23 protein-coding genes are annotated in these 23,722 nt (G+C 75.2%); 10 read left to right on the top strand and 13 right to left on the bottom strand.

Features of this window, described 5'->3' with window-relative positions; genetic code table 11:
* Nucleotides 1-54 precede the first annotated feature (54 nt).
* The 4 genes from ACFSBI_RS01020 to ACFSBI_RS01005 all read right to left on the bottom strand — a co-directional run bounded on the left by ACFSBI_RS01020 (nt 55) and on the right by ACFSBI_RS01005 (nt 2,694).
* Nucleotides 55-267, bottom strand: coding sequence for a hypothetical protein (locus tag ACFSBI_RS01020; RefSeq protein ID WP_377931324.1), 213 nt, complete (start codon nt 265-267; stop codon nt 55-57).
* A 123-nt stretch (nt 268-390) separates the two neighbouring features.
* Nucleotides 391-1,080 carry a low molecular weight phosphatase family protein gene (locus ACFSBI_RS01015; RefSeq protein WP_377931323.1) on the bottom strand — a complete coding sequence of 230 codons (690 nt, stop codon included), beginning with the start codon at nt 1,078-1,080 and terminating at the stop codon, nt 391-393.
* Nucleotides 1,081-1,399: 319 nt separating this feature from the next.
* The gene (locus ACFSBI_RS01010; RefSeq protein WP_377931322.1) at nt 1,400-1,663 is read right to left on the bottom strand and encodes a protealysin inhibitor emfourin; all 264 of its coding nucleotides are present in this window, start codon (nt 1,661-1,663) and stop codon (nt 1,400-1,402) included.
* A complete protein-coding gene (locus ACFSBI_RS01005) occupies nt 1,660-2,694 on the bottom strand; it encodes a M4 family metallopeptidase (protein WP_377931321.1) in 1,035 nt (344 codons plus the stop codon). The genes ACFSBI_RS01010 and ACFSBI_RS01005 overlap by 4 nt, the downstream gene beginning before the upstream one ends.
* 65 nt (nt 2,695-2,759) lie before the next feature.
* On the opposite strand from ACFSBI_RS01005, the gene ACFSBI_RS01000 reads away from it, so the two are divergent.
* Both ACFSBI_RS01000 and ACFSBI_RS00995 read left to right on the top strand, forming a co-directional pair.
* Nucleotides 2,760-3,194 (top strand): SHOCT domain-containing protein, encoded by a 435-nt coding sequence (locus tag ACFSBI_RS01000; protein WP_377931320.1) that lies wholly within the window; start codon nt 2,760-2,762, stop codon nt 3,192-3,194.
* Nucleotides 3,195-3,258: 64 nt separating this feature from the next.
* Entirely contained in the window at nt 3,259-4,230 is a 972-nt protein-coding gene (locus tag ACFSBI_RS00995; RefSeq protein ID WP_377931319.1) for an FhaA domain-containing protein, read from the top strand.
* Between the two features lie 15 nt (nt 4,231-4,245).
* On the opposite strand, the gene ACFSBI_RS00990 is transcribed toward ACFSBI_RS00995, so the two are convergent.
* The gene (locus ACFSBI_RS00990) at nt 4,246-4,488 is read right to left on the bottom strand and encodes a hypothetical protein (protein ID WP_377931318.1); all 243 of its coding nucleotides are present in this window, start codon (nt 4,486-4,488) and stop codon (nt 4,246-4,248) included.
* 186 nt (nt 4,489-4,674) lie between these two features.
* Here ACFSBI_RS00990 and ACFSBI_RS00985 point away from each other — a divergent pair, with 186 nt between their 5' ends.
* On the top strand, nt 4,675-6,588 hold the full coding sequence (locus ACFSBI_RS00985) for an SdrD B-like domain-containing protein (protein ID WP_377931317.1): 1,914 nt from the start codon (nt 4,675-4,677) through the stop codon (nt 6,586-6,588).
* Between the two features lie 40 nt (nt 6,589-6,628).
* On the opposite strand, the gene ACFSBI_RS00980 is transcribed toward ACFSBI_RS00985, so the two are convergent.
* Genes ACFSBI_RS00980 through ACFSBI_RS00965 form a run of 4 tightly spaced genes read right to left on the bottom strand, consistent with a single transcriptional unit; the run spans nt 6,629 to nt 9,777 of the window.
* Nucleotides 6,629-6,790, bottom strand: coding sequence for a hypothetical protein (locus ACFSBI_RS00980; RefSeq protein WP_377931316.1), 162 nt, complete (start codon nt 6,788-6,790; stop codon nt 6,629-6,631).
* A 22-nt stretch (nt 6,791-6,812) separates the two neighbouring features.
* Entirely contained in the window at nt 6,813-7,871 is a 1,059-nt protein-coding gene (locus ACFSBI_RS00975; protein WP_377931315.1) for a hypothetical protein, read from the bottom strand.
* A 20-nt stretch (nt 7,872-7,891) separates the two neighbouring features.
* A complete protein-coding gene (locus ACFSBI_RS00970; protein ID WP_377931314.1) occupies nt 7,892-9,118 on the bottom strand; it encodes a sensor histidine kinase in 1,227 nt (408 codons plus the stop codon).
* Nucleotides 9,115-9,777 (bottom strand): response regulator transcription factor, encoded by a 663-nt coding sequence (locus ACFSBI_RS00965; protein WP_377931313.1) that lies wholly within the window; start codon nt 9,775-9,777, stop codon nt 9,115-9,117. The genes ACFSBI_RS00970 and ACFSBI_RS00965 overlap by 4 nt, the downstream gene beginning before the upstream one ends.
* Before the next feature lie 357 nt (nt 9,778-10,134).
* Here ACFSBI_RS00965 and ACFSBI_RS00960 point away from each other — a divergent pair, with 357 nt between their 5' ends.
* The gene (locus ACFSBI_RS00960) at nt 10,135-10,359 is read left to right on the top strand and encodes a hypothetical protein (RefSeq protein ID WP_377931312.1); all 225 of its coding nucleotides are present in this window, start codon (nt 10,135-10,137) and stop codon (nt 10,357-10,359) included.
* On the opposite strand, the gene ACFSBI_RS00955 is transcribed toward ACFSBI_RS00960, so the two are convergent.
* Entirely contained in the window at nt 10,325-11,836 is a 1,512-nt protein-coding gene (locus ACFSBI_RS00955; RefSeq protein ID WP_377931311.1) for a sugar transferase, read from the bottom strand. The two genes, ACFSBI_RS00960 and ACFSBI_RS00955, sit on opposite strands and share 35 nt — an antisense overlap.
* 231 nt (nt 11,837-12,067) lie before the next feature.
* On the opposite strand from ACFSBI_RS00955, the gene ACFSBI_RS00950 reads away from it, so the two are divergent.
* A complete protein-coding gene (locus ACFSBI_RS00950) occupies nt 12,068-12,838 on the top strand; it encodes an HAD-IIB family hydrolase (protein ID WP_377931310.1) in 771 nt (256 codons plus the stop codon).
* Nucleotides 12,839-12,928: 90 nt separating this feature from the next.
* Here ACFSBI_RS00950 and ACFSBI_RS00945 read toward each other — a convergent pair whose 3' ends face one another.
* Together ACFSBI_RS00945 and ACFSBI_RS00940 are read right to left on the bottom strand one after the other, a co-directional pair.
* Nucleotides 12,929-13,942 carry a hypothetical protein gene (locus ACFSBI_RS00945; RefSeq protein WP_377931309.1) on the bottom strand — a complete coding sequence of 338 codons (1,014 nt, stop codon included), beginning with the start codon at nt 13,940-13,942 and terminating at the stop codon, nt 12,929-12,931.
* A 402-nt stretch (nt 13,943-14,344) separates the two neighbouring features.
* Nucleotides 14,345-15,040, bottom strand: coding sequence for an SOS response-associated peptidase (locus ACFSBI_RS00940; RefSeq protein ID WP_377931308.1), 696 nt, complete (start codon nt 15,038-15,040; stop codon nt 14,345-14,347).
* A 52-nt stretch (nt 15,041-15,092) separates the two neighbouring features.
* Between ACFSBI_RS00940 and galE the strand changes: the two genes are divergently transcribed.
* From galE to ACFSBI_RS00915, 5 genes are all read left to right on the top strand, one after another.
* A complete protein-coding gene (gene galE, locus ACFSBI_RS00935) occupies nt 15,093-16,061 on the top strand; it encodes a UDP-glucose 4-epimerase GalE (protein WP_377931307.1) in 969 nt (322 codons plus the stop codon).
* 514 nt (nt 16,062-16,575) lie between these two features.
* Nucleotides 16,576-16,893 (top strand): WhiB family transcriptional regulator, encoded by a 318-nt coding sequence (locus ACFSBI_RS00930; protein WP_377931306.1) that lies wholly within the window; start codon nt 16,576-16,578, stop codon nt 16,891-16,893.
* Nucleotides 16,894-17,081: 188 nt separating this feature from the next.
* Nucleotides 17,082-20,108, top strand: a complete 3,027-nt coding sequence (locus ACFSBI_RS00925) for a glycosyltransferase (RefSeq protein WP_377931305.1) — start codon at nt 17,082-17,084, stop codon at nt 20,106-20,108.
* Nucleotides 20,099-21,640, top strand: coding sequence for a DUF5719 family protein (locus ACFSBI_RS00920; protein WP_377931304.1), 1,542 nt, complete (start codon nt 20,099-20,101; stop codon nt 21,638-21,640). The genes ACFSBI_RS00925 and ACFSBI_RS00920 overlap by 10 nt, the downstream gene beginning before the upstream one ends.
* Before the next feature lie 77 nt (nt 21,641-21,717).
* Nucleotides 21,718-22,914: an acyltransferase family protein gene (locus ACFSBI_RS00915; RefSeq protein ID WP_377931303.1), complete on the top strand. Its 1,197-nt coding sequence runs from the start codon at nt 21,718-21,720 to the stop codon at nt 22,912-22,914.
* A gap of 4 nt (nt 22,915-22,918) precedes the next feature.
* Here the strand turns inward: ACFSBI_RS00915 and ACFSBI_RS00910 are convergent, their stop codons facing one another.
* Entirely contained in the window at nt 22,919-23,701 is a 783-nt protein-coding gene (locus ACFSBI_RS00910; protein ID WP_377931302.1) for a polyprenol monophosphomannose synthase, read from the bottom strand.
* Between the last annotated feature and the right edge of the window lie 21 nt (nt 23,702-23,722).

Here is a 23,722-nt window from a genome sequence, read left to right as displayed (position 1 = left end):
TGCCGCAGGGAGGTCACGCCGGGATCACGGTCCGGCGTGTCCATTCAGGCGGGTTCAGCGAACCCTGGGGCGGTGCCGGGCCCGGCGCAGCATCGCCCACGTCGCTGCCGCCCACAGCAGCACGATGATCACGTCGCCCACGTGGATCCCGTGGCGCGGCGAGATCTCGACCCACGGGCCCTCGTGCGGGTAGGCGTCGGCGAGCACCAGCCACGCGCCGAACGCCCCCAGCGCGGCGGAGGCCGCGAGGGCGAGTGCGGTGCGCATCTCGTCACCGTAGCCCCGAGGAGCGCTACCCGGCCGCGGGTGCCACGGGACGCACGAGCGAGGGCGGCCGGCTCCGGGGAGTGGTCCTCCCGGCTCCGGCCGCCCTTCGTTCCGATGGGGGCGTCAGGCGTGCTGGCGCCACCACCAGTCGTTCGGCGTCGCGTCGATGCGCGCCAGCTTGTCCTCCACCAGGTCGACCAGGCGCGAGCCGAGCGTCAGCGCGACCTGGTAGGCCTCGTCCGTCGCGTGCCGGTGCAGCGGGGCGTCCTCGTGGCCGTCGATCAGGGCCAGCGGGTCCGCCTTCGGCAGCGCTCGGTCGCGGTGGAACACGTTCGTGTTCATCGGCGGCTCGATCAGCGGGATCGCGCCGCGGACCTCGTGCAGCAGCTCGACCGTCTCGGCGAGGCTGCGGGGGCGGCGCGTGCGGCCGGTCCGCACCTCGTCGGCGAGCACCGTCGCGAGCACCAGCGCTTCCTTCAGCGTGAAGGAGCGGGCGCGGGCGTGCGGGGCGAGACGCGCGACGGCGCTGCGGTGGGCGCGCTCCGCGGTGAGGATCAGGTCCGCCTCGTTCGCCTCGAAGTGCGTCAGCCGCGTGCTGCGGTGCATGTCCGAGAAGGCGGCGGCGCGTGCCGAGCCGCCGAGGCGACCGGCGGCGAGATCGCAGATCGGGCGGCCGCCGTCGGTGCCGAGGCCGCGGCTCTCGACCGCGACGTCGGCGAGGGGCGAGTCGCCGGCGAGCTGCTTCCGCAGCGCGAACTCGACGATCGGTCCGCGGCAGACGTCGCTGCCGTCCACGATCAGCACAGTGCTCATCGGTTCCTCCCGGATGTCCGCTGTCCCCCGTCGAGGGGATGCCGACAGGGTGCGCCCCGCATAGCGCATCCGAGGCGCGACACACCGCATTCGCCCCGACACGCCGCGCCTCCTCCCCGTGATCCGCGAGGCCCGCGGGCGAGACGCGGACTCGCCCCGCGTTGCTGCGACACGCCGGCGCGGGACCGCAATAAGGGGCAAGTCCGCGATGCCGGGACGCGGGCTTGCCGATGGTTGTCGTGACGCGCCGGGCGGAACCGCAATACGGGGCAAGTCCGCGTTCGCGCCGGGGAGTCCTTCGCGGCGTGGCGGAGCGCGGTCAGCGGAAGAGGGAGCGGACCCGGTCGCGGAGGTCGGGGTCGAGGGCGCCCTCCGGCAGGTCGACGCGTGTCTCCTCGGTGGTCGTGACCAGCCGGAACTCGTAGACGAACGCGTCGCGGCGGCGGTCGTCCGCCTCGCGGCCGGTGACGGCGCGGACCGCGGACGAGAGCGCCTCCGCCCGCTCCGGGTCGTCGACCTCGGCCCGCCGCACGATCCCGGCGAAGCCGCCGGTGCGGGTCACGACCACGCGCTGCACGCTCATCGGACGACCAGTCCGACGCCGATCCAGGCCTCCTCGACCGCGGTGCGGGCGTCCGTGCCGAAGAGGCGGTCCGCGGCGGCGACCGTCAGCTGGGCGAACTGCGGGAAGGTCGCGGTGCGGGACAGCTCGCCGCCCGTCAGCACCTCGTACCAGACCCGGCCCGCGCGCTCCCAGGCGTTGCCGCCGAGCGCGACGGCGGCCAGGTAGAAGGCGTGGTTCGGGATCCCGGAGTTCGTGTGGACGCCGCCGTTGTCGCTGGTCGTGCGCACGTAGTCGCGGACGTGCGCCGGCTGCGGGTCGCGGCCGCCCAGGCGCTCGTCGTCGTACGCGGTGCCGGGCGCCTTCATCGAGCGGAGCGCGACGCCGTGCACCCCGGGCGCGAGCAGCCCCTCGCCGATCAGCCAGTTCGCCTGCTCCGCGGTCTGCCCGAGCAGGCGCTGCTTGACGAGCGAGCCGAACACGTCCGACACCGACTCGTTCAGGGCCCCCGCCTGGTTCCGGTACTCGAGGTCCGCGGTCGCCCCGGTGACGCCGTGCGTCAGCTCGTGCCCGATCACGTCGACCGCGACCGTGAAGCGCTCGAAGATCTCGCCGTCCCCGTCGCCGAACACCATGCGCTCGCCGTCCCAGTACGCGTTGTCGTAGGCCTGCCCGAAGTGGACCGTGCCGTCGAGCCGCAGCCCCGCGTCGTCGATCGAGTTCCGCCCGTACGCCTCGTCGTACAGCCGCCAGGTCGCCCCGAGGCCGTCGTACGCCTCGTCCACCGCGACGTCGGCCGACGGAGGGTCGCCCTCCCGCCGGACGACCGTGCCCGGCAGCTCCTCCGTGCCGCCCGCGTCCGCGATCTCCCGCCGCAGCACCGCCGGCGCGGCGGCGAGCGAGGGCCGTGCGCCGGCCGCGAGCACGCGGTTGACCGCGAAGGTCCGGTCCAGCGCGAGCGTGCTGATCGCCGCCTCGCGCGACGCGGGCTCGGCCTGCCGGGCGATGGCCTGCAGGATGTAGGGCGGCACCAGCGTGCAGTGGGCGTGCATCGGGCTCCTCGGGAGGCGGGTGCGCCCACGCTAGGCGCGGGTGACGACGGCGGGAAGGGGCGCGGATGGTCTCGGTGCAGCGGCACGTCGCGCAGCTGCGCGGCTCGCTCGCAGCGGGGGAGCGGGAGGTCCTCTGGATCCGCGCCGAGCGCCACCCGCAGGGCGAGGTCGGCGCGCTGCTGCTCACCGACGCGCGGCTGCGCTTCGCGGGGATGGCGTTCGTGCGGCAGGAGCAGGTCGCGTGGCCGCTCGCGGCGCTCACCGCGGTCGAGCTGAGCGGCGGGAAGCCGGCCACCCTGCGCTTCACGGCCCTCGGCGCCCCGGAGCGGTTCACCGGGCGCGAGGCGGACCTGCGCCGCCTCGCCGAGGCGCTGGGCGACCGACCGGCCGCGCAGCCGGGCGGCCTGGTCGTGGAGCTGGAGCGGCTCGCGGCGCTGCAGGACGCGGGCGTCCTGACCGCGGAGGAGTTCGCGGCCGCGAAGGCGCGCCTGCTCGGCTGAAGCGCGGCTGATCTCCGCCCTCCGACCGACCCGGACGCCCACGAGCGCCGGTCATACTGGCGCCGTGGGTGGGTGGTTCGCGCTGGGACTGGTGGCCGGCCTGGCGGTCGGCGCGCTCGTCGTGCTCGCCCTCGTCCGCTCCACGGCCCGCATCACGGGCGCGTCGTGGCGCACGCTGCCGCGGCTCGTCGCGGACGGGCTCGTGCCCGGCCGCACCGGCGGCGGGATCGCGGCGCAGCGCCGGCTCGCGCAGCGGGTGAAGCGGATCGGCGAGCGCACCGCCTCCGGTCGCCGGGTGGCGGCCTCCGCGCTCGAGGTCCACGTCAGCCCCGAGGACCACGCGGCCATCGACGAGGCGATGGGCGTCGACGCCGCGCAGCGCGACCTGCTCGAGTTCTACACGGACCACGCGAGCCGCTCCGGCTGGCTGCTCGGCGCGCAGCCGGCCGTCTCGATCGTCCGCGACATCTCGCTGCGACCCCGGCAGGCGTTCGTGCGGTCCGAGACGCGGCTCGAGGCCGCACCCGAGCCGCCGCCGACCACGTCCCCGCGGCCCTTCGTGCCGCCGCAGGGCCGCCCCTCGGTCGCCCCGCGGACGGGGCCGGCCCCTGTCGCCCCGCGGACGGGTCCGGTGCCGGACGACGCCGCGCTCACCGACGTGATCCCGCGGGGCCTCGGCGGGGAGGACGCGGTGGCTACCGCCGCGTACCCGATCGGCCTCGCGGAGCACGCGGCACCCGGCGACCTGCTCGTCGTGCACGGCACCGACGTGCGCGTCGTCCCCGCGGCGCGTGGCCTCGCCACGGTCGGCCGGGCCCGGCGCAACGACATCGTGGTGGACGCGCCCGGCGTCGCCGACGACCACCTGCTGCTCGAGCACCGCCAGCAGCAGTGGTGGGTCGTGCCGGGACCATCCGCGGCGCGGGTGTCGCTCGAGGGGCGGCCGCTTCGCAGGCCGGAGGCGCTGCAGGGCCAGGGGCTCGTCGAGCTGGGGCGCGGAGCCCGCCTGCGGCTCAGCGTCGAGGGCGGGCGCTGACGATCGGCGGGATCCTCAGCGGGGGCGGATCACCGGGATCGCGCCCGTGACGGCCTGCAGCACGCGGGGCCGGATCACGGGGATGGCGCCGGTGGCGATCTCGACCACCCGGCCGAGGGCTGCGGTCGTGCGGCGGGGCCGGGCGGCGCGGGGCCGCCGGCGGTCCGCCATCCGCACGGCCCGGCCGATCAGCAGGGCCGCGGCGACGGCCACGAGCAGCCAGGTGGCGGCGATTCCGGCGATCAGCGCGATCCACATGGGTCATTCGTATCGGAGGGCGTGCCCCGGACGGGGGTGCGACACGGGGCGAGGCCGGTCCTGGCCCCGACATCCGTCCAGCCCTGCCGGATGGACGGCGTCCCCGGGCCGGTCGCATCCCGCGGCGACGCGGCGACGTCGGACGGGCCTGGTTGGATGTCGCCCGATCCGGCGGAGGGGGGTCTGATGGCGCGAGCGCGTCGGCGGCACGGCCGCTGGTTCGACCTGCTCGCAACCGTGCTGATCGGCCTCGTCGTCACGGGCGCCGCGCTGATCCCGGCGGCGACCGCGAACTCCGGCGAGCAGACGACCATCCGCGGCGACGTGTCGATCGGCGACCAGCGCCTCGCGTTCTTCCCCGTCGGGTTCTGGGTGCCCGGCTCCGGGGCGATCCAGCGCGGGCAGACGGATGCGAACGGCGTCTTCACGCTGGAGATCCCCACCTCCCGCGACGGCTACGTCTACGCCGGCACCGAGCCCGACGCCGAGCGCGCCGTCATCGAGGCGGACGGCCGGCAGGTCGTGCGCGGGACCATCGGCGCGAAGGTGCAGCGGCCGATCGCCAGTCCCCTCTACCAGGGGTGGGACGCGGCGACCGCGCGCAACCTCGCGGGCGGCGCGGACCGGCTGCACTTCCGGCTGCAGCAGGCGGGGCGGATCGGCGGGACGCTGCCCGTCGCCGCGTCGAAGGTCCGCGCCGTGCAGGTGCGGCGCCTCGACGGGTCGGTCGTGCAGACGCCGAAGCCCGACGGGCGCGGCCGCTGGCGCTCCGAGCCGCTGGCGCCCGGGCGCTACGCGGTCGCGCTCGTGCCGGTCGCACCCCTGCTGCCCGTCTCGGTGCAGGTCGACGTGGTGGCGGAGCAGACCGTCCGCGCGGATCCGCCCGCCCCGGTGACCGGGGCGACCGTGGTCGGCACCGTGGACGCGACGCAGGGCGCGTCGGTGCAGGCGGTGCCGGTGCTGCTCGAGCGCAGCGGCGAGGTCGTCGCCTCCACCACGACCTCCGCGACGGGCGGGTACCGCTTCACCGGCCTGGCCGCGGGCGAGTACACGGTGGAGATCGGCCGGTACCCGGCGGCGAAGGTCTCGACGCCCTCGCCCTCCGCCGTGCCCGCCCCGCTCGCCACCCCGACCGCGACGCCCGCACCCACCGCGAGCGCGACCCCGACGCCGACGCCCGACCCGAGCGCGCAGGTCCTCGAGCCCGCGCAACGGGTGAGCGAGCTGGTGCAGCCGGTCGAGACGACCGTCCAGGTGCCCGAGACGCTGGGCGAGGTGGCGGTGCGCAGCAGCGCGATCCCGGCCGGGCGTCTTGCCGGCGTGGTGAGCGGCGCGGACGGCGCTCCCGTCCAGGTCGTCGTCGAGGAGACCGGGACCGGGCGCGTGCTCCGCGTCGCCGAGGCCGGGACCGACGGGCGCTGGTCCGCCGGCGGCCTCGCGCCCGGCGAGCGCTACACGGTCTGGGCGGTGACGCGGCCCGCCGATGCGACGCAGGCGCGGATGGGGACGACCGACGGGCTCGCGACGACCTCCACCACCGGGGTGGACGTGACGATCGACCGGCCCGCGGCGTCCCTGCGCGGCACGGTGGTCGGGGCCACGGGGGGCTCGGTCGCGGTCGGCGACCCCGCGCTGCTCGCGCGCTCGAGCACGATCGACGCCTCCGGCGCCTACGCGGTGCAGGGGCTCGTCCCCGGGCTGCTGCCCGTCGTCACCCGGGCGCGGGACCTGCTGCCGGCCGACCCGGTGGCCGTGCAGGTCGTCGAGGACGGCGCTCCGCAGGACCTGCAGCCGGGTCCGCGGCCCGCGACGTACCGGGGCTGGTTCATCTCCGGCGGAGACGGCGTCTCGATCGTCTCGGGGACCGCGAGCTCGCCGGAGGGCGCGGTCGTGCGCTTCTCGTCCCGCGCCGAGGACGGCCGGCTGCAGGTCGGCGGGCTGCGGCCGGGCGTCTACACCTACGACGCGGACTCGTTCGAGGGCACCGTGCCGGCGATCGACGGGCCATGGTGGTTCGCCGCACCGACCGGCTCGTTCACCCTGAACGCGGGCAGCACCACCAACGCCGGGCCCGTGGTCCTGCACGTGCGCGCCCGCTGAGTCCGGATCTCCCGAGCGATCCAGCGGCGGCCGGCCGGGATCAGCGCTGCGTCGTGCTCGCGGACGACCCGAGGACGGCGGGACGGTCGTGCGCGTCCCGCTCGTGGATCATCCGCCCGGCGATCAGCGCCGTTGCGGCTGCCGCCAGCGCCCAGCCCGACACGGCGCCGATGCCGATGAGTGCCGTGGTCGCGAGCTCCATGTCCGGAGGGTGGTCGAGGCTCCTATGAGCCGAGCGCATACGGGCTGACGGCTTCCTGTGGGCGCTGCTCGGGTGCCGGCGCGTCCGAGAGCGGGAACGACCGCGCATCGCCGTGATCGTCGTTCACCGCGGACACCCGGACGGCGTCGCCCAGGTCGCGCAGCCGTCCGACGAAGCCGCCGGCGCCCGTCGCGTCGAGCCGCTCCGCCAGCCATGCCGCCGCCTCGACGCGGACGGCAGCGTCCGCCTGCTCCGCCTCGTCCATCAGCATCACGTTGACGCCGCGGCGCCGAGCCGCGGTGACGCTGTCCCGCAGCGCGCCGCAGACGAGCAGGGGTGTCCTGATCTGGTCCCGCAGCGCGCCCTCGAGCACGAGCAGCTGGCGGCGGTCGTCCGCGCTGAGCGGCCGTCCTGCCGCAAGTGCCTCGAGCGTCGGGCCGGCCTGCTCGAGCACCCGCTCGGCCGCGATGCGCCGCGCAGCGGCTCGCGCCCTCGCGGCCTCCTCCTCGGTCGAGCGCCGCATGCGTGCGGCCTGGAAGGCGACGAAGGCGCTGCGGCTGCGCCGCAGGCTGACGACGAGCAGCGTGCCGATGAGCAGGGTCGCGACGTGGCGCACGACGATCACGGGGCCCTCGGCGACCGGCAGGCCGTGCGACACGGCCCAGATCCCGCTCAGCACGACCAGCGCCGCCATCGTGGACCAGGCGATCTCGAGCGCGCCGAGCAGCGCGAGCCCCAGCAGGTCGAAGGTGATCGCGCCGAGGAACCAGGCTGCGTACGTCGCGTCGGGTGCGGCCGGAAACGTGCTCCAGAACCCCAATGCACCGGCGGCGACGAGCGCGGCGGCGATGAGGAGGCCGCGCAGCCGGCCGATGTCCGCCCCGCGACGACGGGCGTAGACCACCTGCGGGGCGCAGACGAGCACCAGCAGCACGAGGTCCACGGGAGCGATGCCGGTCGCGGTCGCGGCGAGCGCGACGTGCACCACGAAGAACAGGGCGACGTAGAGGCCGCCGCCGAGCAGCACCGACCGCAGCCAGGGGTGCAGCCCCGGGAGGTGGTCCGCGGAGTAGGAGAGCATCCGTCCCCTCGGGGCCGCGCTCACGGCGACGCCCACCGCAGCAGGACGCGCGTGCCGACGCCCGGCTCCGTGACCACGTCCGCGGCGCCGCCCGGCAGCGAGCGCAGCCGGCCCTCGATGCTCTCCGCGATCCCGAGGCGCTCGGCCGGGACCGTCGCCCGCTCGAATCCGACTCCGTCGTCGAGCACGTCGATGCGGATCCCGGTCGGCTCGACCGCGACGTGCACCGTGCGGTTCGCGGTGCCGGCGTGACGCAGGCTGTTGCGCAGCGCCTCCTCCGTCGCCTGCAGCAGCGCCTCGGCGACCTCGCCGGGCACGTCCGGGTCGCCGTCCAGGTCGTGGCCGAAGCCCGCCTCGGGTGCCAGCTCGGTCGTGACGGCCTGGACCTGCCAGATCAGCTCGCGCCCGGTCGTGTCCTCACGAGGGGACTCGTCGTGCAGCAGCGCCCGCAGGCCGGCGAGGGCGCGTGCGGCATCCGCCCGCTGGAGGTCGGACGACCCGGGTACCGGGCGTGCGGCCGCGAGCAGCGTCGCGAGCACGCGGTCGTGGACGAGCGCGTTGACGCGCGCCTGCTCCCGCTCGCGGGCGGCGTCCGCAGCGGCCGTCGCGGCGGACGCGATCGCTTCCGCCTCCTCCTCGTCGGCCACGCGCGCCGCGCCGATGGCGCCGATGCCCAGGGCGACGAAGGTCAGCGTGAAGAGCAGCAGGTAGAGCCCGTCCTGCAGACCCTGCACGAAGGCGTCGGAGTGGTCGGTCGCGGCGCGGGTGACCGTCACCTCCGCGGCGCCGAGCACCTGCGTCAGCACCGCGGCCTTCGGCCTGAAGGCGAGGGCCGCCGCGATCAGCCCGAGCCCGCCGACCTGCAGGAACCAGGCCTGCCCGTTCGCCTCGGGCCACGGGAGCACGACGAGCGGCACCGAGGCCTGCACGACCAGCACGCACCAGACGGCGACGCCGGCGATCCGCGTCAGCGCCGCGACGGGCGCGACCAGCGCCGCGATGCCGAGGAGGATGCTCGGTCCGACGCCGAGCGCGAACGCGACCAGCATCCACCACGCGGGGAAGTGCGAGGCCTGGTTCGCGGCCTCCTGTTCGGCCAGCGCCCCGAACACGACGCCCGCCGGCAGGAAGCCGAAGGCGAGGGCACGCCGGATCCGCTCCTCCGCCCGTTCGCCTCGGCCTCGGCCTCGGCCTCGGCGACGCGCGACGAGGCGCGCGGAGCCCGCTGCGGGCGCTGCCGCGGTCACGGCTCGTTCGGTGCGGGCAGGAAGCCGTCCTCCACGGCGCGCTTGTACAGGTCCACCTTCGTGGAGGCGGGGCGCCCGGCCTTCGCGTACTTCGTGCGGATGCGCCGCACATAGTCCTCGATCGTCGACACCGCGATGCCCGCCCCTTCCGCGACCGACTGGGCGGTGTTCCCGTCGGCGAAGAGGGCGAGCATCCGCTGCTCCTGGCGCGACAGCTTCGCGTCGGAGATCAACGGGTCGTTCTCGACGGTCGACGCCCACTCCGCCGTCACGACGGGCTGCCCGTGGGCCGCCCGCAGCAGCGCGGTGGTGAGCGCGTGCAGCGGCTCGCTCTTCCGGACGATGCCGAGCACGGGCGTGCGGGCCACCGCGCGCAGCAGGTAGGGGCTCTCACCGCTCGTGAAGGCGATGACGTTGCAGCCGGCCGCGACGAGCCGCTCGACGTTGTTCGCGGGGGAGGAGCCGTCGGCGAGGCGCAGGTCCAGCACGACGAGGTGCAGACGGCCGCTCGCTTTGGCGAAGAGGCCGTCCACCGTGGGCGCGAAGGCGGTGAGCTCCAGCTCCCTGGTCTGGCGGAGCGCTGCGCGGACCGCGGTCGCGATCACCTCGTGATCGTCGACGAGGCCGACGCGGAGAGTCGTGGTCGCAGGGAGGTTCATTGGCCGATCGTCCTGGTTCGTCGTGTGATCGTGGTCCGTGCATCGCAGCGTATCGGCGCAGCCGTTGCGTCCGGGCAAGCCTCCAGCGCAGCATTCGAGCGCGATGTGGCCACCGCTCGGACGGATCATGCGCCGAGGGTCGGTCCTCCGCGATGCGGCCAATGGTCTGGGGGTGCGCCGGGCGTGCAGGTGCCTGGCTGGCAGGGCCCGTTCGCGTGCCACGACGCGCGCATCCGGGCCGCTGCGATGGGTGCAGGGGGTCGAGATCGCGGATCGGAGCCACCAGAATGAGCGCGGGATCCCGACCGCGATCGGCCGGGATGCACCCCCGCTCCGTCGGCGCCCGGGAGGGCAATCGTGGCCGTTCGAGACCGGCTCGTCGCGATCGTGCTCGCCGTCGGCGTGCTGCTCGGCATGGCCGCCTGGCAGGCCGTCACGCCCTGGCTCGGGGTCGCCGTCGTGCTGGCCGCCGTGGCGGGAGCCAGCGTCGTCTACCGCCTGGACGTCGGGCGCCGCGCGGCGCCCGCGCCCGACGGCGAGAACGACGTCAGTACGCCCCGTCGCGCCGCAGAACGGCCTTGACGGTCCTGGCGAGGATGCTGAAGTCGGTCGTGATCGACCAGTTCTCGACGTAGTAGAGGTCGAGCTTCACGCTCTCCTCCCAGGTCAGGTTCGAGCGGCCGCTGACCTGCCACAGGCCGGTGATGCCCGGCTTGATCAGCAGGCGGCGGTTCACCCGGCCCTCGTAGGCGGCGACCTCCCGCGGCAGCGGCGGCCGGGGGCCGATCAGGCTCATGGAGCCGTTCAGCACGTTGAGCAGCTGCGGCAGCTCGTCGAGCGAGTAGCGGCGGATGAACGCGCCGACCCGGGTGATCCGGGGGTCGTCCTTCATCTTGAACAGCAGACCCGAGCCCTCGTTCTGCGCCGCCAGGGCCGCGAGCCGCGCCTCCGCGTCGATCACCATGCTGCGGAACTTGAACATCGTGAAGCGCTCGCCGTGCGCGCCGATCCGCTCCTGCCGGAACAGCACGGGGCCGGGGGAGTCGAGCCGTACCGCGAGCGCGACGCCCAGCAGCACCGGCGCCAGCAGCACGAACGCGAGCCCGGCGAGGAACAGGTCCACGCCGCGCTTGATCGAGTGGTTCATGCCCGCGTACTGCGGCAGGTCCACGTGCAGCATCGGCAGGCCCTCGACCGGTCGCATGTGGATCCGCGGGCCGGCGACGTCCGTCAGCCGGGAGGTGAGGATCAGCTCGGTCTTCGAGTTCTCCAGCTGCCAGCCGACCTGCTGGATCGTCTCGCGGCCGCCCGGCAGCTCCCCGGCCACGATGACGGCCCGGGTGTGGGTCGCGCGGACCGTCTCCGCGAGGCGGCCGTAGTCGACGAGCGGCACGTCCTGCCCGTCCGCGGCGGCGAAGCGCGCACCGCCCGTGCCGTCGGTGTACGCGACCCCGACGGGCTTGTAGCCGGCGCGGTGGTTCGCGAGCAGCTGGTTCGTGACGCGGGTCGCGTCCTGGTGGTTGCCGACCACCACCGCGCCGATCAGGCAGAGGCCCTCGCGGCGCCTCGCCAGCAGCCAGGAGCGCCAGAAGTAGCGCGCGAGCAGCAGGCAGGCGAGGCCGAGCGGCAGGGCGACGAGCAGGTAGCCGCGGGACGAGTTCGCCTTCGTCAGCAGGTCGAAGACGGCGAACGCACCGAAGGTGACGCCCGTCGCCTTGGCCACGCGCTGGAACTCGTCGTTCCCGGCACCCATGACGCGCACGTCGCGGGACCGGATCATCGCGAGCGCCGCCATCCAGATCAGGCCGATGACGACGCCGGACAGCGTGTAGGACAGCTGTGCGATCGCGTTGGACGGCGACATCCCGACCCTGAGCGACTGCGCGGTGAGGAGCGCAGCGGCGATCACGACCGCATCGGTGCCGATCAGCGCGATCCGAAATCCCTGGCGCCAGCCGAGCCGGTGGACGGGCGCCGTCTCCGGCATCGCCATCGCGGGCGGCGGCGCATAGCGCAGGCGGCCGCCGGGCACGGCGTCGCCAAGGGCTCCTGATTCCATGTTTCCTCTGTCACTGCGTCGTCTGGGGGCACGACGTAACGGGGGACGGTGAGCTTCGGGCGTCGTTACCGGGGGCTCAGGACGCCCTATGGTTTCCCCCCGAACGGGGGCGGCGCAACCCTGATTCCCTGGACACCCCGTGGACGTCGCCCTCCGGTCCCGAGGTGTTCATCAGTCTTCGGAGCGTTCTCACCCTCGGATGGGGGCCTGTCCCTCCTCTAGCGTGGACCAGTGCCCCTGGACGTTCCCGATCGCCCCGCCCTCGTCGCCTTCGACCTCGACGACACGCTCGCCCCGTCGAAGGCGCCCCTGCCGGATGCGGTGCGGGAGGCGCTGCTGCGGCTGCTCGACGTCGCGCAGGTGTGCGTGATCTCCGGCGGGCAGATCGAGCAGTTCCGCAGCCAGGTGGTCGAGCGGCTCGGCGACCTGCCGGAGGGGCTCGCGGAGCGCCTCCACCTCATGCCGACCTGCGGCACGCAGTACTGGCGGCTCGACGAGGGCGCGCTGCACTGCGTGTACGCCGACGACCTGACCGAGGACGAGAAGGATCGCGCGATGGCGGCGGTCGAGCAGCAGGCGAAGGCGCTGGGGCTGTGGGCGGAGCGCACCTGGGGCCCGGCGATCGAGGACCGCGGCTCGCAGATCACGTTCTCCGCGCTCGGTCAGCAGGCGCCGCTCGACGAGAAGAAGGCCTGGGACCCGACGGGGGAGAAGAAGAGCCGGCTGCGGGCGGCGGTGCAGGAGCAGGTGCCGGACCTGGAGGTGCGCAGCGGCGGCTCGACCTCGGTCGACATCACCCGGAAGGGCATCGACAAGGCCTACGGGATGCGGCGCCTCGGCGAGCTGACCGGGGTCGGCTTCGAGGACACCCTCTTCGTCGGCGACCGCCTCGACCCGGACGGCAACGACTACCCGGTGAAGGCGCTCGGCGTCCCCGTGATCGCGGTCGAGGGCTGGGAGGACACGGTCGCCGTCATCGACGGCGTCGTCGCCCGCTTCTGACCCCGAGCCCGCCCCTCACCGCAGCAGTTCGCGCCCTGAGCGCCAGTCGTCGCCGAGCGCTCGCCGCCATCTGGCGCTGACGTCGCAGATTTACTGCGACGGGCGTCGCGGGGTGAAGCGGGCGCGAGCGGTGCGGGCTGCGGCCGCGTAGTCCGCGAGCACGGTGCGGGGCCGGGTCGACAGCACTCCGGCCCGAGCGAGCACAGGGGCGAGGAGGGCGGCGCTGCCGGCCTGCTGCCAGCCGAAGCGGGCGAGGGCTGCGACCAGGGAGCGCAGCTCGTCCTCCCGGTGCTTCTCGGCCAGGACCGCAGCCCCCGCTCCCGCTGGCGCGAGCACGGGGGAGAGGTACTTGACGTCGCCGTCGGCCTCGGCGACCGCATCCGCTTTCGGGAACCAGAAGTCCGAGTAGACCCAGACGCCGGACGGCAGGAGGAACGCGTGCTGCAGCTGCGGCACCTCGACGCCCAGCCGCATCATGGTGACCCTGCCGCGGGACTCGTTGGCAGACTCGGCCGCCGGATGCGCGAACGCGACGACGTCGCCGATCCGCTGCGCTGCCTGACGTGGACCTGCGAGGTCGACCGCGAGCAGGAGCAGCTCCCGGGGCACGCCGGAGTGCAGCAGCGCGTCGGCGGCCATCACCCCTTCGTCGAACGGGCTGCCACCGGCGACGTCGATGACGGTGCGGGTGCTGCTGGTCACGAGGAGCCCGTGCAGCTCGACGACCTCGTCGCGCCTGAGCGGGAAGCGGTGCGGAGCAGTGCCGACCGCGGTGCCGTTCGTCGTGCCGGGGCTGACGTGCAGCGCCCTGAGCCGGCTCCGGAGCACGGGCAGGCCGTGCGCCACGCCGGCCGAGAAGTGCGAGAAGACGATCGGCCCGTCGCTCACGGCGGCGAGCGCGCGCATGCGGACGATGTGCTGCCCCTCCGGGGTGAGGGACTCGTAGGCGAGGCGGTCCACGTACGCCCCCTTGCGGAGACGTAGGAGCAGACCGCGTTCCACATCGCGGCGGAGCGCGCTGCGCTCACCGCTCGAATGCGAGCCGCCCTTGACGACGAGGATCTCGAGGCGCCAGGGGTCGAGGAGCGGGAGCGTGAGCGACATGGCGGGAGGATGGCCGCGGCCGCGCCTCCTCCTGCCCTGTCAAGGCGACGGTGGAGCGGATCCGCGGATCTCGCGCCTGGGGAGGAGCGATCCGCTCTTCCGGGCCGAGGCGGCCGCACCGGCGGCGGCGCCGAGGCGGGCGCGCAACGTGCGGCCTGAGCGCCAGATGGCGAGGAGCGCTCGGCGCCAGGTGGCGCTGAGGGCGACGGAGGGGTGCGGGGCGCGCACGCCTTGCTGGTGCGGGCCGTGCGCGCGAGTGCGGACGCGACGGCGATCGGCGGGGAGCAGGGGTGGGGCGCGCTCGGAGGTGCGTGCTGAGCGCCAGATGGCGAGGAGCGCTCGGCGCCAGGTGGCGCTGAGGGCGACTCTTGCGGGCGCGAGGCGTGAACGCGCGGGCGGGGGTCACGCGGCGGGCGGGAGGGGGCGGATCAGGCCCGGGCCGTTGTTGCGGACGCTGTTCGCGTCGCGGCTCACCTCGTAGTGCTCCAGCGTGTGCGCCACGGCGACCGACTCGCGATGCAGGAGGGCGAGCAGGTCGTCCGGCTCCGCGTCCTCCGCCATCCAGGCCTCGTAGCCGGCGGGGGAGAGGCACGCCGGCATGCGGTCGTGCACCTCGCCGGGCGCGACGTGGGCGTCGCGCGTGATGATCGCCATCGAGAGCAGCCAGCGTTCCGGGTCGTCGTCCGGGCGGGAGCGGTCGGCCCAGGCGCTGACGATCCCGGCCATCGCCAGCCCCGCCTCCGGCGCGTGGATGTAGTGCGGCTGCTTGCCGGTCGGCGTCACCACCCACTCGTAGTAGCCGAGCGCCGGGACGACGACCCGCACCCGCGCGAACGCCCGCGTGAACATGCCGGAGGTCGCGACCGTCTCGATGCGGGCGTTGATCGGCTGCGGGCGCTGCTTCGGATCCTTCGCCCAGGAGGGCAGGAACCCCCACTTCACCTCGCGGAGCGCGCGCTCGCCGCCGCGCTGCCGCACGACGGGCACGAGCGCGGTCGGGGCGACGTTGTAGTCGTCCGGCAGCCCTCCGCCGAGGCCGCCCAGCAGGTCGGGCAGCAGATCGGTCACGGCCTTGGTCACCACGTAACGCCCGCACACGCGGGACATCCTGCTCCCGGGTCGCGTCCGGCGCCCGGGCTAGGGTCCAGCCATGGCGTGGATGGTGACGGGCGGCGCGGGCTACATCGGGGCGCACGTGGTGCGCGCGCTCCAGGACGCGGGGCTCGCGCCGGTGGTCGTGGACGACCTCTCCAGCGGTCACCGCGGCTTCGTCGCGCGGGACGTCCCCTTCGTGCAGGGGACGATCCTCGACGGCGGCCTGCTCGCCCGCGTCTTCGCGGACCACGACGTCGAGGGCGTGATCCACGTCGCCGGGTTCAAGTACGCCGGCGTCTCGGTGCAGCGCCCCCTGCACACCTACGAGCAGAACGTGACCGCCACCCAGGTGCTGCTCGGCGCCATGGGGGAGGCGGGCGTGGACAAGATCGTCTTCTCCTCCTCCGCCGCCGTCTACGGCACCCCCGACACCGACCTCGTCACGGAGTCGACGGAGCGGAACCCGGAGTCGCCCTACGGGCAGTCGAAGCTGATCGGCGAGTGGCTGCTCGCCGACCAGGGCGTCGCCGCGGGCCTGAGCCACACCTCCCTGCGCTACTTCAACGTCGTCGGATCCGGCTCGCCCGACCTCTTCGACACGAGCCCGCACAACCTCTTCCCGCTCGTCTTCCAGGCGCTGCTCGAGGGGAGGACGCCGCGCATCAACGGCGACGACTACCCGACGCCCGACGGCACGTGCGTGCGCGACTACATCCACGTGGCGGACCTCGCCGTGTCCCACGTCGCCGCCGCTCGCCGTCTGGCGGCCGGGGAGGCGATCGAGCCGGTCTACAACCTCGGCTCCGGCGACGGCGTCAGCGTCGGGGAGATCATGCGCGCGGTCGCCGAGGTGACCGGCATCGACTTCACGCCCGAGGTCGGTCCGCGCCGTCCGGGCGACCCGGCGCGGATCGTCGCCTCCGGCGAGCTCGCGGGGCGCGACCTCGACTGGCGCATGCGGCACACCCTCGAGCAGATGGTGCGGTCGGCGTGGGAGGCGCGACAGGGCGCGGTCGCCGTCTGACGGCGTGTCCCGGCGTGTCCGATTTCCGCTGCGTTATCGGCGCGTGATATCGCCCGGAATCGCTTCCCGCCCCTCGGAAGAGGGGGTCGCCAAGTGCGGAATTCGGCATGCTTCGAACACGGTTTCGGGGGCGCACGCGACGCGCCGAGCACCGTTTGTAACAGTCATGTTACGAAGCGACTGTCGTTATCGGCGTGTCGTCAGGTTTCGACCCCCGGTCGAGGGTTGACCCGAACTCACAGGTACCGGTCCGGCTATCGAAGCAAAAAGCCTGATCAGGGGACCGGCTGCCAGGCCGTTCCAAGGGTCTTCGAACCTTCGACGCCGGCCCTCCATCGGTCTTGAAGGCGCGACCGCTGTGTGCGCCGCTGCAATGACCTGTCGTCAGATCCGGTCTTGCGCCATTCCGAAGTACGCCTGTGTAATTACCGCCACGTCATCGGAGCGCGGGGCTCCGGAGGGCGAATGCCGGCGGAGCGCGGGGCTCTGCAGGCGCAAGAGAGAAGGATCTGCAATGACCGCTTCCCCCTTCCAGGCTTCGGTTCCGAGCGACTGGTTCGTCGACCCCATCAACCTCGGCGTGCCGAGCGTGCGCCGGGTCGCCGAGGACGACGACCCCCTGGCCTGGCAGGCCGACTCGCTGTGCGCGCAGACGGACCCGGAGGCGTTCTTCCCGGAGAAGGGCGGCTCGACCCGCGAGGCGAAGCGCATCTGCGCGCAGTGCGAGGTCCGCTCGCAGTGCCTCGAGTACGCGCTGCAGAACGACGAGCGCTTCGGCATCTGGGGCGGCCTCTCGGAGCGCGAGCGCCGGAAGGTGCGCAAGGCGGGCTGACGGCCCCTCGACGGCTGACGGAAGGCCGCGGATCCATCGACGGATCCGCGGCCTTCGTCGTTCCCGGACGTCGATCGGACAAGAGGTGCGTCGTCACCGGCGCGCGGGGGTCGCGAAGAGCCGACGGGAAGCGCATCGCGCGGCGCGGCGCCACCGCGTGTCGCTCCGCGCCCGCCTACCGTGATGCGGTGCCGACCTCTGTCACCGCGATCCTCGTCGCGGCCGAGGGGGAGCACCGCCTGCGCGCGGTCCTCGACGCCCTGACGCAGCAGACGCGGATGCCCGACCGCCTCGTCGTCGTCCAGCTCGGCGCCGATCCCGCGACCGCGAGCGCGATCGCGGCGATCGAGCCGACCGTGCAGGCCCGCGTCCACGGGCGCGCCGGCTTCGGCCAGGCGGTCGAGACGGGCGTGCGCGCCGCCGGCCTCGGCCCGGAGGACGGGCAGTGGCTGTGGCTGCTGTCCACGGACACGGCGCCGGAGCCCCGGGCGCTCGAGCGCCTGCTGCAGGCCGTCGAGGCGGCGCCGTCGGTCGTGGTGGCGGGCCCGAAGCAGATGCAGTGGGAGGCGCCCGAGTACCTCCACGCCTTCGGCGAGACGATGACGCCGGGCGGGACGGCCGTCGAGCTGGCGGAACCGGAGCTCGATCAGGCGCAGTACGACCGGCTGAGCGACGTGATGGCGGTCGACGCGGGCGGCATGCTCGTCCAGGAGCGCGCGTGGCGCGCGCTCGGCGGCTTCGACCTCGCCCTGCCCGCCTACGACGACGCCCTCGACTTCTGCGTCCGGGCCCGGCTCGCCGGCCACCGCGTGCAGCTCGTACCGGGGGCGCGCGTGCGCGCGGCCGGCCTCGAGAGCCCCGGCGCCCGCCTGCTCGGCGGCCCGTCGACCCTCGGCCGGCGCACCCGCTTCCGCCGCGAGGCGCAGCTGCACCGCCGCCTCGTCTACGCGTCGCTGCCGCTCGTGGTGCTGCACTGGCTCTCGCTGCTGCCGATCGCGGTCGCCCGCGCGCTCGGCCAGCTGCTGCGGAAGCAGCCCGAGGCGGCGCCGGCGGAGCTGCTCGCGGCGCTCGTGGTGCTGAGCCGCGTGTCGGCCGTCGCCCGCTCGCGGTCCCGCATCGCCCGCACCCGCACGGTGGGATGGCCCGCGCTCGCGGCGCTGCGGCAGCCGTGGAAGGACGTCCGCTACCGCCGCGCGCTCGCCCGCGAGAACGGGCGGCCGGTCGAGCGGCACGAGCCGATCCGCTTCCTCACCGGCGGCGGGCTCGCCACGACCGTCGGGGTCGGGGCCGTCTCGGCGATGCTCTTCACGCCGCTGATCGGCGCCGACGCGCTGTCCGGCGGCACGCTGCTGCCGCTCGGGTCGTTCCACAACCTGTGGCGCTCGATCGGCTGGGGCGTCCGCCCGCTCGGCGAGGGGTTCGTCGGCCCCGCCGACCCGTTCGCGGTCGTGCTCGCGCTGCTCGGCTCCCTGACCCCCTGGCATCCGTCCGCGGCCGTCGTCGGCCTGTGGGTCCTCGCGCTGCCGATCGCGGCCGCCGGCGGCTGGCTCGCCACCGCGCGCTTCACCCGGCGCGCACCGCTGCGCGTCGTCGGCGCGCTGCTGTGGGCGGCGTCGCCGACCCTGCTGCTCGCCCTCGACCAGGGCCGGATCGCGGGCGTGCTCGTGCATCTGGCGGCGCCGTTCGCGCTGCTCGCCGCCCTGTCGGTGCGGCGGTCGTGGACCGCGTCCGCCTGGCTCGGCCTGCTGGGCGCCCTGATCGCCGCGTGCTCGCCGAGCCTGCTGCCGCTGCTCGCAGCGACGTGGCTCGCGGCGGTCGTGATCGGCCGCAGGAGGCGGCGCGACGGCGGCCGGGTGCGCCGGGTCCTGCCGCTGCCCCTGCCGACGCTGGTGCTCTTCGCCCCGCTGATCGCGGAGCAGGCGCTGCACGGCCGGCTGCTCGGCGTGCTCGCGGACCCGGGCCCGGTGGCGACCGCCGAGCCGGAGGCGCACGTGCTGGGGCTGCCGGAGCAGCTCTCGACCGCGCTGCAGCTGGTCGTCGGCTGGCCCGCCTGGACGGAGCGGTCCTGGGAGGCGCTGACGGAGCCCCTCGGGCTGACCGGCGCCGCGTCTGCGATCTTCGTCTGGTCGCTCGGCGCGCCGCTGCTGCTGCTCGCGCTCGTCGGCCTCTTCTGGCCGGGCCGCAGTCTGCCGATGCGCATCGGCGTCGCGGGCGTCGGCGGCCTGGTCGCCGCCGTGCTGGCGACGCGGCTGCTCGTCGTCGCCGACGGCGAGGTGCCGATCCCCGCGTGGTCGGGCGCGGGCCTCAGCCTCGCCTGGCTCGCGGTGCTGGAGGCGGCGGTCGTCGGGCTCGACCGGCTGTCCGCCGGCGCGGTCGTGCCGCTGCCGGGCCGGCCCGGGCGGCTCGCCTCGCAGGTGCGCGCACTCGGGGCCGCGGGCGTCGGCTTCACCGCGGTGCTCGCCCTGCTCGCCGCCGCGTCGCCGCTGCTCGTCGGCGTGCTGCTCGGCACCTCGCAGGTGCGCCCCGGCACGTCGGCGACGGTGCCGCCGCTCGTCGCGGCCGAGTCGAGGACGGTGCCGGACCTCGGGCTGCTGACGCTGCAGCCGCAGGAGGACGGCGGGTTCCGCAAGCGGCTCTACCGCGGCGAGGGCCAGACGATGGAGCGCACCTCGACGCTCACGTCGACCGCCGGCTTCGGCGAGAGCCGGGCGCTCGCGCGCCTCGCGGCCGGTCTCGTGCAGCCGACGGGCGACGACCTCCGCGCCTCGCTCGACCGGTTCCGCATCGGCTACGTGCTGCTCGTGCCGGGTGCCGGCGACGCGACCGGCCGCGCCGCGCTCGCGGAGGCGCAGGCCGTACTGGGCGCGAACCCGCTGCTCACGAGCGTCTCGTCGACGGCGTCCGGCACCCTGTACCGCTTCGGCGGGCTGGACCCGGAGGCGACCGGCGAGGTGGTGCGCCGCGGCCCGTCCAACACGGGGACGCCGCTCGGGCTCCTCGTGCTGGCGGTGCAGGGCCTCGTGCTCGGGCTGACCTTCCTGCTCGCCCTGCCCACCCGTCGGCTGGCGACGCGCTTCCGGCCGCAGGCCGCGGTCGCGCCGCACCGGCTCGATGTCCGTTCGATCGAGCGCAGCCCGCTGCCGCCCGAGGTCCAGGCCCTCCGGCCGGAGCAGGCTGCGACGGTGCAGCGCGAGGAGGTGCCGGCATGGCGGTGAGCCGCCGCGTCCTGTCCGCGTCGGCGCTGGTGGCGGCGGGCGTCGCCGCAGCCGCGTTCGTCGGCCAGCTGCCCGCGCTCGGCGCCCCCGACCGCGGCTTCACCGTCACCCCGTCGTCGCCGGGCCAGTCGCTGGTCTGCCCCGGCCCGGTCGTCGCCGTCGGCGCGGAGGGCACGGCGGCCGACGAGCCGACCGCGACCGGCCGCCCCTCCCGCACGGCGGGCACCGCCGAGGGCGGGAAGGTGGACTCGACGGCGCTGACCCGCGGCGGCCTGGGCGGCGGCGGCACCGCGCCCCGCCTGCTGCGGGCCGAACCCGCGCGCACCGCGGGGCAGCTGGCCGGTGCCCAGCTCGAGCAGGTCTCGGGCGGCGACGCGGCGGGCCTCGCCGCGTCCGCGTGCACCGCGCCGGCGGCCGACGCCTGGTTCGCCGCCGGCGCCACGACGACGGGCCGCACGACGGTCCTCCTGCTCGCCAACCCGACCTCGTCGCCCGCCCGGGTCGACGTGCGCGTCTGGACCGAGGACGGCGCGATCGACCCGACCGGCGGCGGGATCGCGGTGCGTCCCCGGAGCCGCGCGGCCGTGCCGCTCGCCGGCCTCGCGCCGTCCGCCGGCGGGCTCGCCCTGCACGTCGTGTCGTCGGGTGCGCGCATCGGCATGGCGGTCGAGCAGCGGACCGTGCGGGGCCTCGAGTCCGGCGGCGTGGACATCACCGGCACGACGGCCGCCCCGGCGCTGACGCAGACCATCCCCGGCCTGCGGATCTCGGGCGGCGCGGCGGTCGCGCAGACGCGCACGGAGGACGACTACGGCGACCTGCAGCCGGTGGTGCGCGTGCTGCTGCCCGGGGCTCGGGCGGCGGACGTCGACATCGTGCTGCAGCCGGCCGCCGGGGGCGACCCGGTCCGACTCGGCCGCCGCGTCGCCGCGGGCGTCGTGACCGACTTCCCGGTGCCCGACCTGCCCGACGGCACCTACACCGCGCGGCTGTCGTCGAAGCAGCCGTTCGTCGCGGGGGCGCGCGTCTCCGTGGTGGGGGACCCGGCCGCCTCCGCGACCCCCGACGACGGCAGCGCCGCGGCCGGGGGGTCGGGCGCTCCGTCGGACGCGGCGGTCGGCACGGACGCCGGCCTCGTCGGCGGGGACGGCCCGGTCGACACGGGCAGCGCGGCCGCGCCGGTCACCGGCTCGCCGACCTCCACCGCCCGCGGCATCGACCTCGCCTGGCTGGCCGCCGCGCAGCCGATCGGCGCGACCGCCGCGGTCGCGGTCGTCGACGCGCCGTCGCCGGTGCTCACGATCGCCGGCGACGGCACGGCCCGCACGGTCCGGGTCTCGGGCGCCGCGACAGGCACCGTGAAGGTGCCCGCGAAGGGCACCGCCGCCCTCCCGGTCGCGCGCGGCGTGGTCGTGCTGCAGGGCGGCGCCGGGACGACCGCCGCGGTCAGCTACGGGGGCACCGCCGCCGTGGCCGGGTACCCCGTCGAGCCGGCGGATCAGGAGGCGCGGCCGGTGCGCATCACCCGGTGACCCGCACGGGGCCGGTCCCGGAGGCGGTACCGTCCGACCATGCCGACGATCGCATCCCACGCGCCCGGCACGCGCCGGTGACGACGACGGTCGCGGAGACCGGGATCGCCGCCCGGCCCGTGGTCCGGCGGCGGAACCGGGAGCGGCTGCTCGCGCTGGACGGGCTGCGCGGCGTCGCGGCGTTCGTCGTCGTGCTGCACCACCTGATGCTGATCGCCCTGCCCGTGTCGGGTCCGAGCGGCGAGCCGGTGCCGTTCACCGGGTGGTGGTGGCTGGAGCGGACGCCGCTCAAGCTGCTCACCGCGGGGCGCGAGGCGGTCGTCGTCTTCTTCGTGCTCTCGGGCCTCGTGGTCGTGCTGCCCGCGCTCAAGCGGGTCGACTTCTCCTGGCCGGGGCTGATCGCGAGCCGGTTCGTGCGCCTCTTCCTGCCCGCCTGGGCGGCGATCGCGTTCGCGAGCCTGCTGCTCGTCGTCGTGCCCCGCGTGCCGCAGCAGGTCACCGGCGGCAGCTGGCTGGCGCGACAGGTGCCGCACGACTGGACGTGGCCGACGCTCGTCGGGCAGTGGTCCCTGATGATCGGCGGGGTCCCGCAGAACAACGTGCTGTGGACGCTGCGGTGGGAGCTCGCCTTCTCCCTGGTGCTGCCCGCGTTCGTGGTGCTGGCGGCGCTGCTCGGCCGGTGGTGGCTGCCGACCGGCGTCCTCGCCCTGGGCCTCGCCGTCGCGGGCACGGTCGGCGGCATCGACGCGCTCGGCTACCTGCCGATCTTCTTCCTCGGCACCCTGATCGCGGTCCGGCTGCTCAGCCTCGAGCGGTGGAGCGAGACCCGGTCCGCACGCCGGGTGCTCGCGGTCGTCCTGCCGATCAGCGCCGTGGTGCTCGTGCTCGAGTTCCTGCTGGCCCCCGTGGTGCCGCAGGGCACCGACGCCGCGCATGCCGTGCGAGGCATAGAGCTGCTCGGCGCGGTCGGGATCGTCGTCTGCGCCGCGGGCGCCACGCGGTTCCGGACGGTGCTGGAGGGGCCGGTGCCCCAGTTCCTGGGCCGGATCTCGTTCAGCCTCTACCTGGTGCACCTGCCGATCCTCGCGACCCTCGCGTTCCTGCTCGGCGACTGGAACTGGCCGGTCGTCGGTGCGATCGGGGTGCCGCTCGCACTGCTGAGCGGCTGGGGCTTCTACCGGCTCGTGGAGAAGCCGCTGCACCGGGTGGCGCGGCGCGCGAAGAAGAACGCGGCGCGCCTGGTGGAGGACGCGGTGCGGGCCGGGCGGCGCTAGGCGCTCAGGCGTCGGTGCGTGAGCTGCCGTTCCGCACCGACGGCAGCCGGTGGTGGTGCACCACCACCTCCCGCGCGTCGCGCATGCGCCGGGTGAAGCCCCAGCCCCCGACCTTCAGCAGCGACTCCAGCACGATCCGCCGGCTCATCTTCGAGACGCCGTTGCGCCGCTCGGTGAAGACGATCGGCACCTCGACCACCGTCAGGCCCGCCTGCAGCGCGCGCCAGACCAGGTCGACCTGGAAGCAGTAGCCCTGCGAGGCCACGTCCTGCAGCCGGATGCGCTGCAGGGCGTCGGCACGGAACGCGCGGAAGCCGCCCGTGGCGTCCCGGACGCTGATGCCGAGGGCGATGCGCGTGTACCAGTTGCCGCCGCGGCTCAGCAGCTGACGGCTGAGCGGCCAGTCCTCCACGCGCCCTCCCGGCACGTACCGGGAGCCGAGGGCGAGGTCGTGGTCGTCCAGCTGCGCGAGCAGCCGCGGCAGGTCCTCGGGGTGGTGCGAGCCGTCGGCGTCCATCTCCACGACGGCCTCGTAACCGCGCTCGAGCGCCCAGGCGAAGCCGGCGAGGTAGGCGGGCCCGAGGCCCTCCTTCCGCGTGCGGTGCAGCACGTGCAGCCGCGGCTCGACGGCGGCCAGCTCGTCGGCGAGGTCGCCGGTCCCGTCCGGGGAGCCGTCGTCGACGACCAGGATGTGGGCCCCGTCCGTGGCGGCGAGCGCCCGCGAGACGATCGCCTCGAGATCGGCCCGCTCGTTGTAGGTCGGGATCACCACCACCGCGCGGCGCACGGGACGAGCATGCCAGAACGG

This window comes from Amnibacterium endophyticum, from assembly GCF_042680685.1.
GTDB lineage: Bacteria > Actinomycetota > Actinomycetes > Actinomycetales > Microbacteriaceae > Amnibacterium > Amnibacterium endophyticum.
This window is presented reverse-complemented; position numbering and strand designations above follow the sequence as displayed.

Coding starts and splice junctions, on each gene's coding strand:
- ACFSBI_RS01020 (WP_377931324.1), bottom strand. CDS start 267: ATGCGCACCGCACTCGCCCTCGCGGCCTCCGCCGCGCTGGGGGCGTTC.
- ACFSBI_RS01015 (WP_377931323.1), bottom strand. CDS start 1,080: ATGAGCACTGTGCTGATCGTGGACGGCAGCGACGTCTGCCGCGGACCG.
- ACFSBI_RS01010 (WP_377931322.1), bottom strand. CDS start 1,663: ATGAGCGTGCAGCGCGTGGTCGTGACCCGCACCGGCGGCTTCGCCGGG.
- ACFSBI_RS01005 (WP_377931321.1), bottom strand. CDS start 2,694: ATGCACGCCCACTGCACGCTGGTGCCGCCCTACATCCTGCAGGCCATC.
- ACFSBI_RS01000 (WP_377931320.1), top strand. CDS start 2,760: ATGGTCTCGGTGCAGCGGCACGTCGCGCAGCTGCGCGGCTCGCTCGCA.
- ACFSBI_RS00990 (WP_377931318.1), bottom strand. CDS start 4,488: ATGTGGATCGCGCTGATCGCCGGAATCGCCGCCACCTGGCTGCTCGTG.
- ACFSBI_RS00985 (WP_377931317.1), top strand. CDS start 4,675: ATGGCGCGAGCGCGTCGGCGGCACGGCCGCTGGTTCGACCTGCTCGCA.
- ACFSBI_RS00980 (WP_377931316.1), bottom strand. CDS start 6,790: ATGGAGCTCGCGACCACGGCACTCATCGGCATCGGCGCCGTGTCGGGC.
- ACFSBI_RS00975 (WP_377931315.1), bottom strand. CDS start 7,871: ATGCTCTCCTACTCCGCGGACCACCTCCCGGGGCTGCACCCCTGGCTG.
- ACFSBI_RS00965 (WP_377931313.1), bottom strand. CDS start 9,777: ATGAACCTCCCTGCGACCACGACTCTCCGCGTCGGCCTCGTCGACGAT.
- ACFSBI_RS00955 (WP_377931311.1), bottom strand. CDS start 11,836: ATGGAATCAGGAGCCCTTGGCGACGCCGTGCCCGGCGGCCGCCTGCGC.
- ACFSBI_RS00945 (WP_377931309.1), bottom strand. CDS start 13,942: ATGTCGCTCACGCTCCCGCTCCTCGACCCCTGGCGCCTCGAGATCCTC.
- galE (WP_377931307.1), top strand. CDS start 15,093: ATGGCGTGGATGGTGACGGGCGGCGCGGGCTACATCGGGGCGCACGTG.
- ACFSBI_RS00930 (WP_377931306.1), top strand. CDS start 16,576: ATGACCGCTTCCCCCTTCCAGGCTTCGGTTCCGAGCGACTGGTTCGTC.
- ACFSBI_RS00920 (WP_377931304.1), top strand. CDS start 20,099: ATGGCGGTGAGCCGCCGCGTCCTGTCCGCGTCGGCGCTGGTGGCGGCG.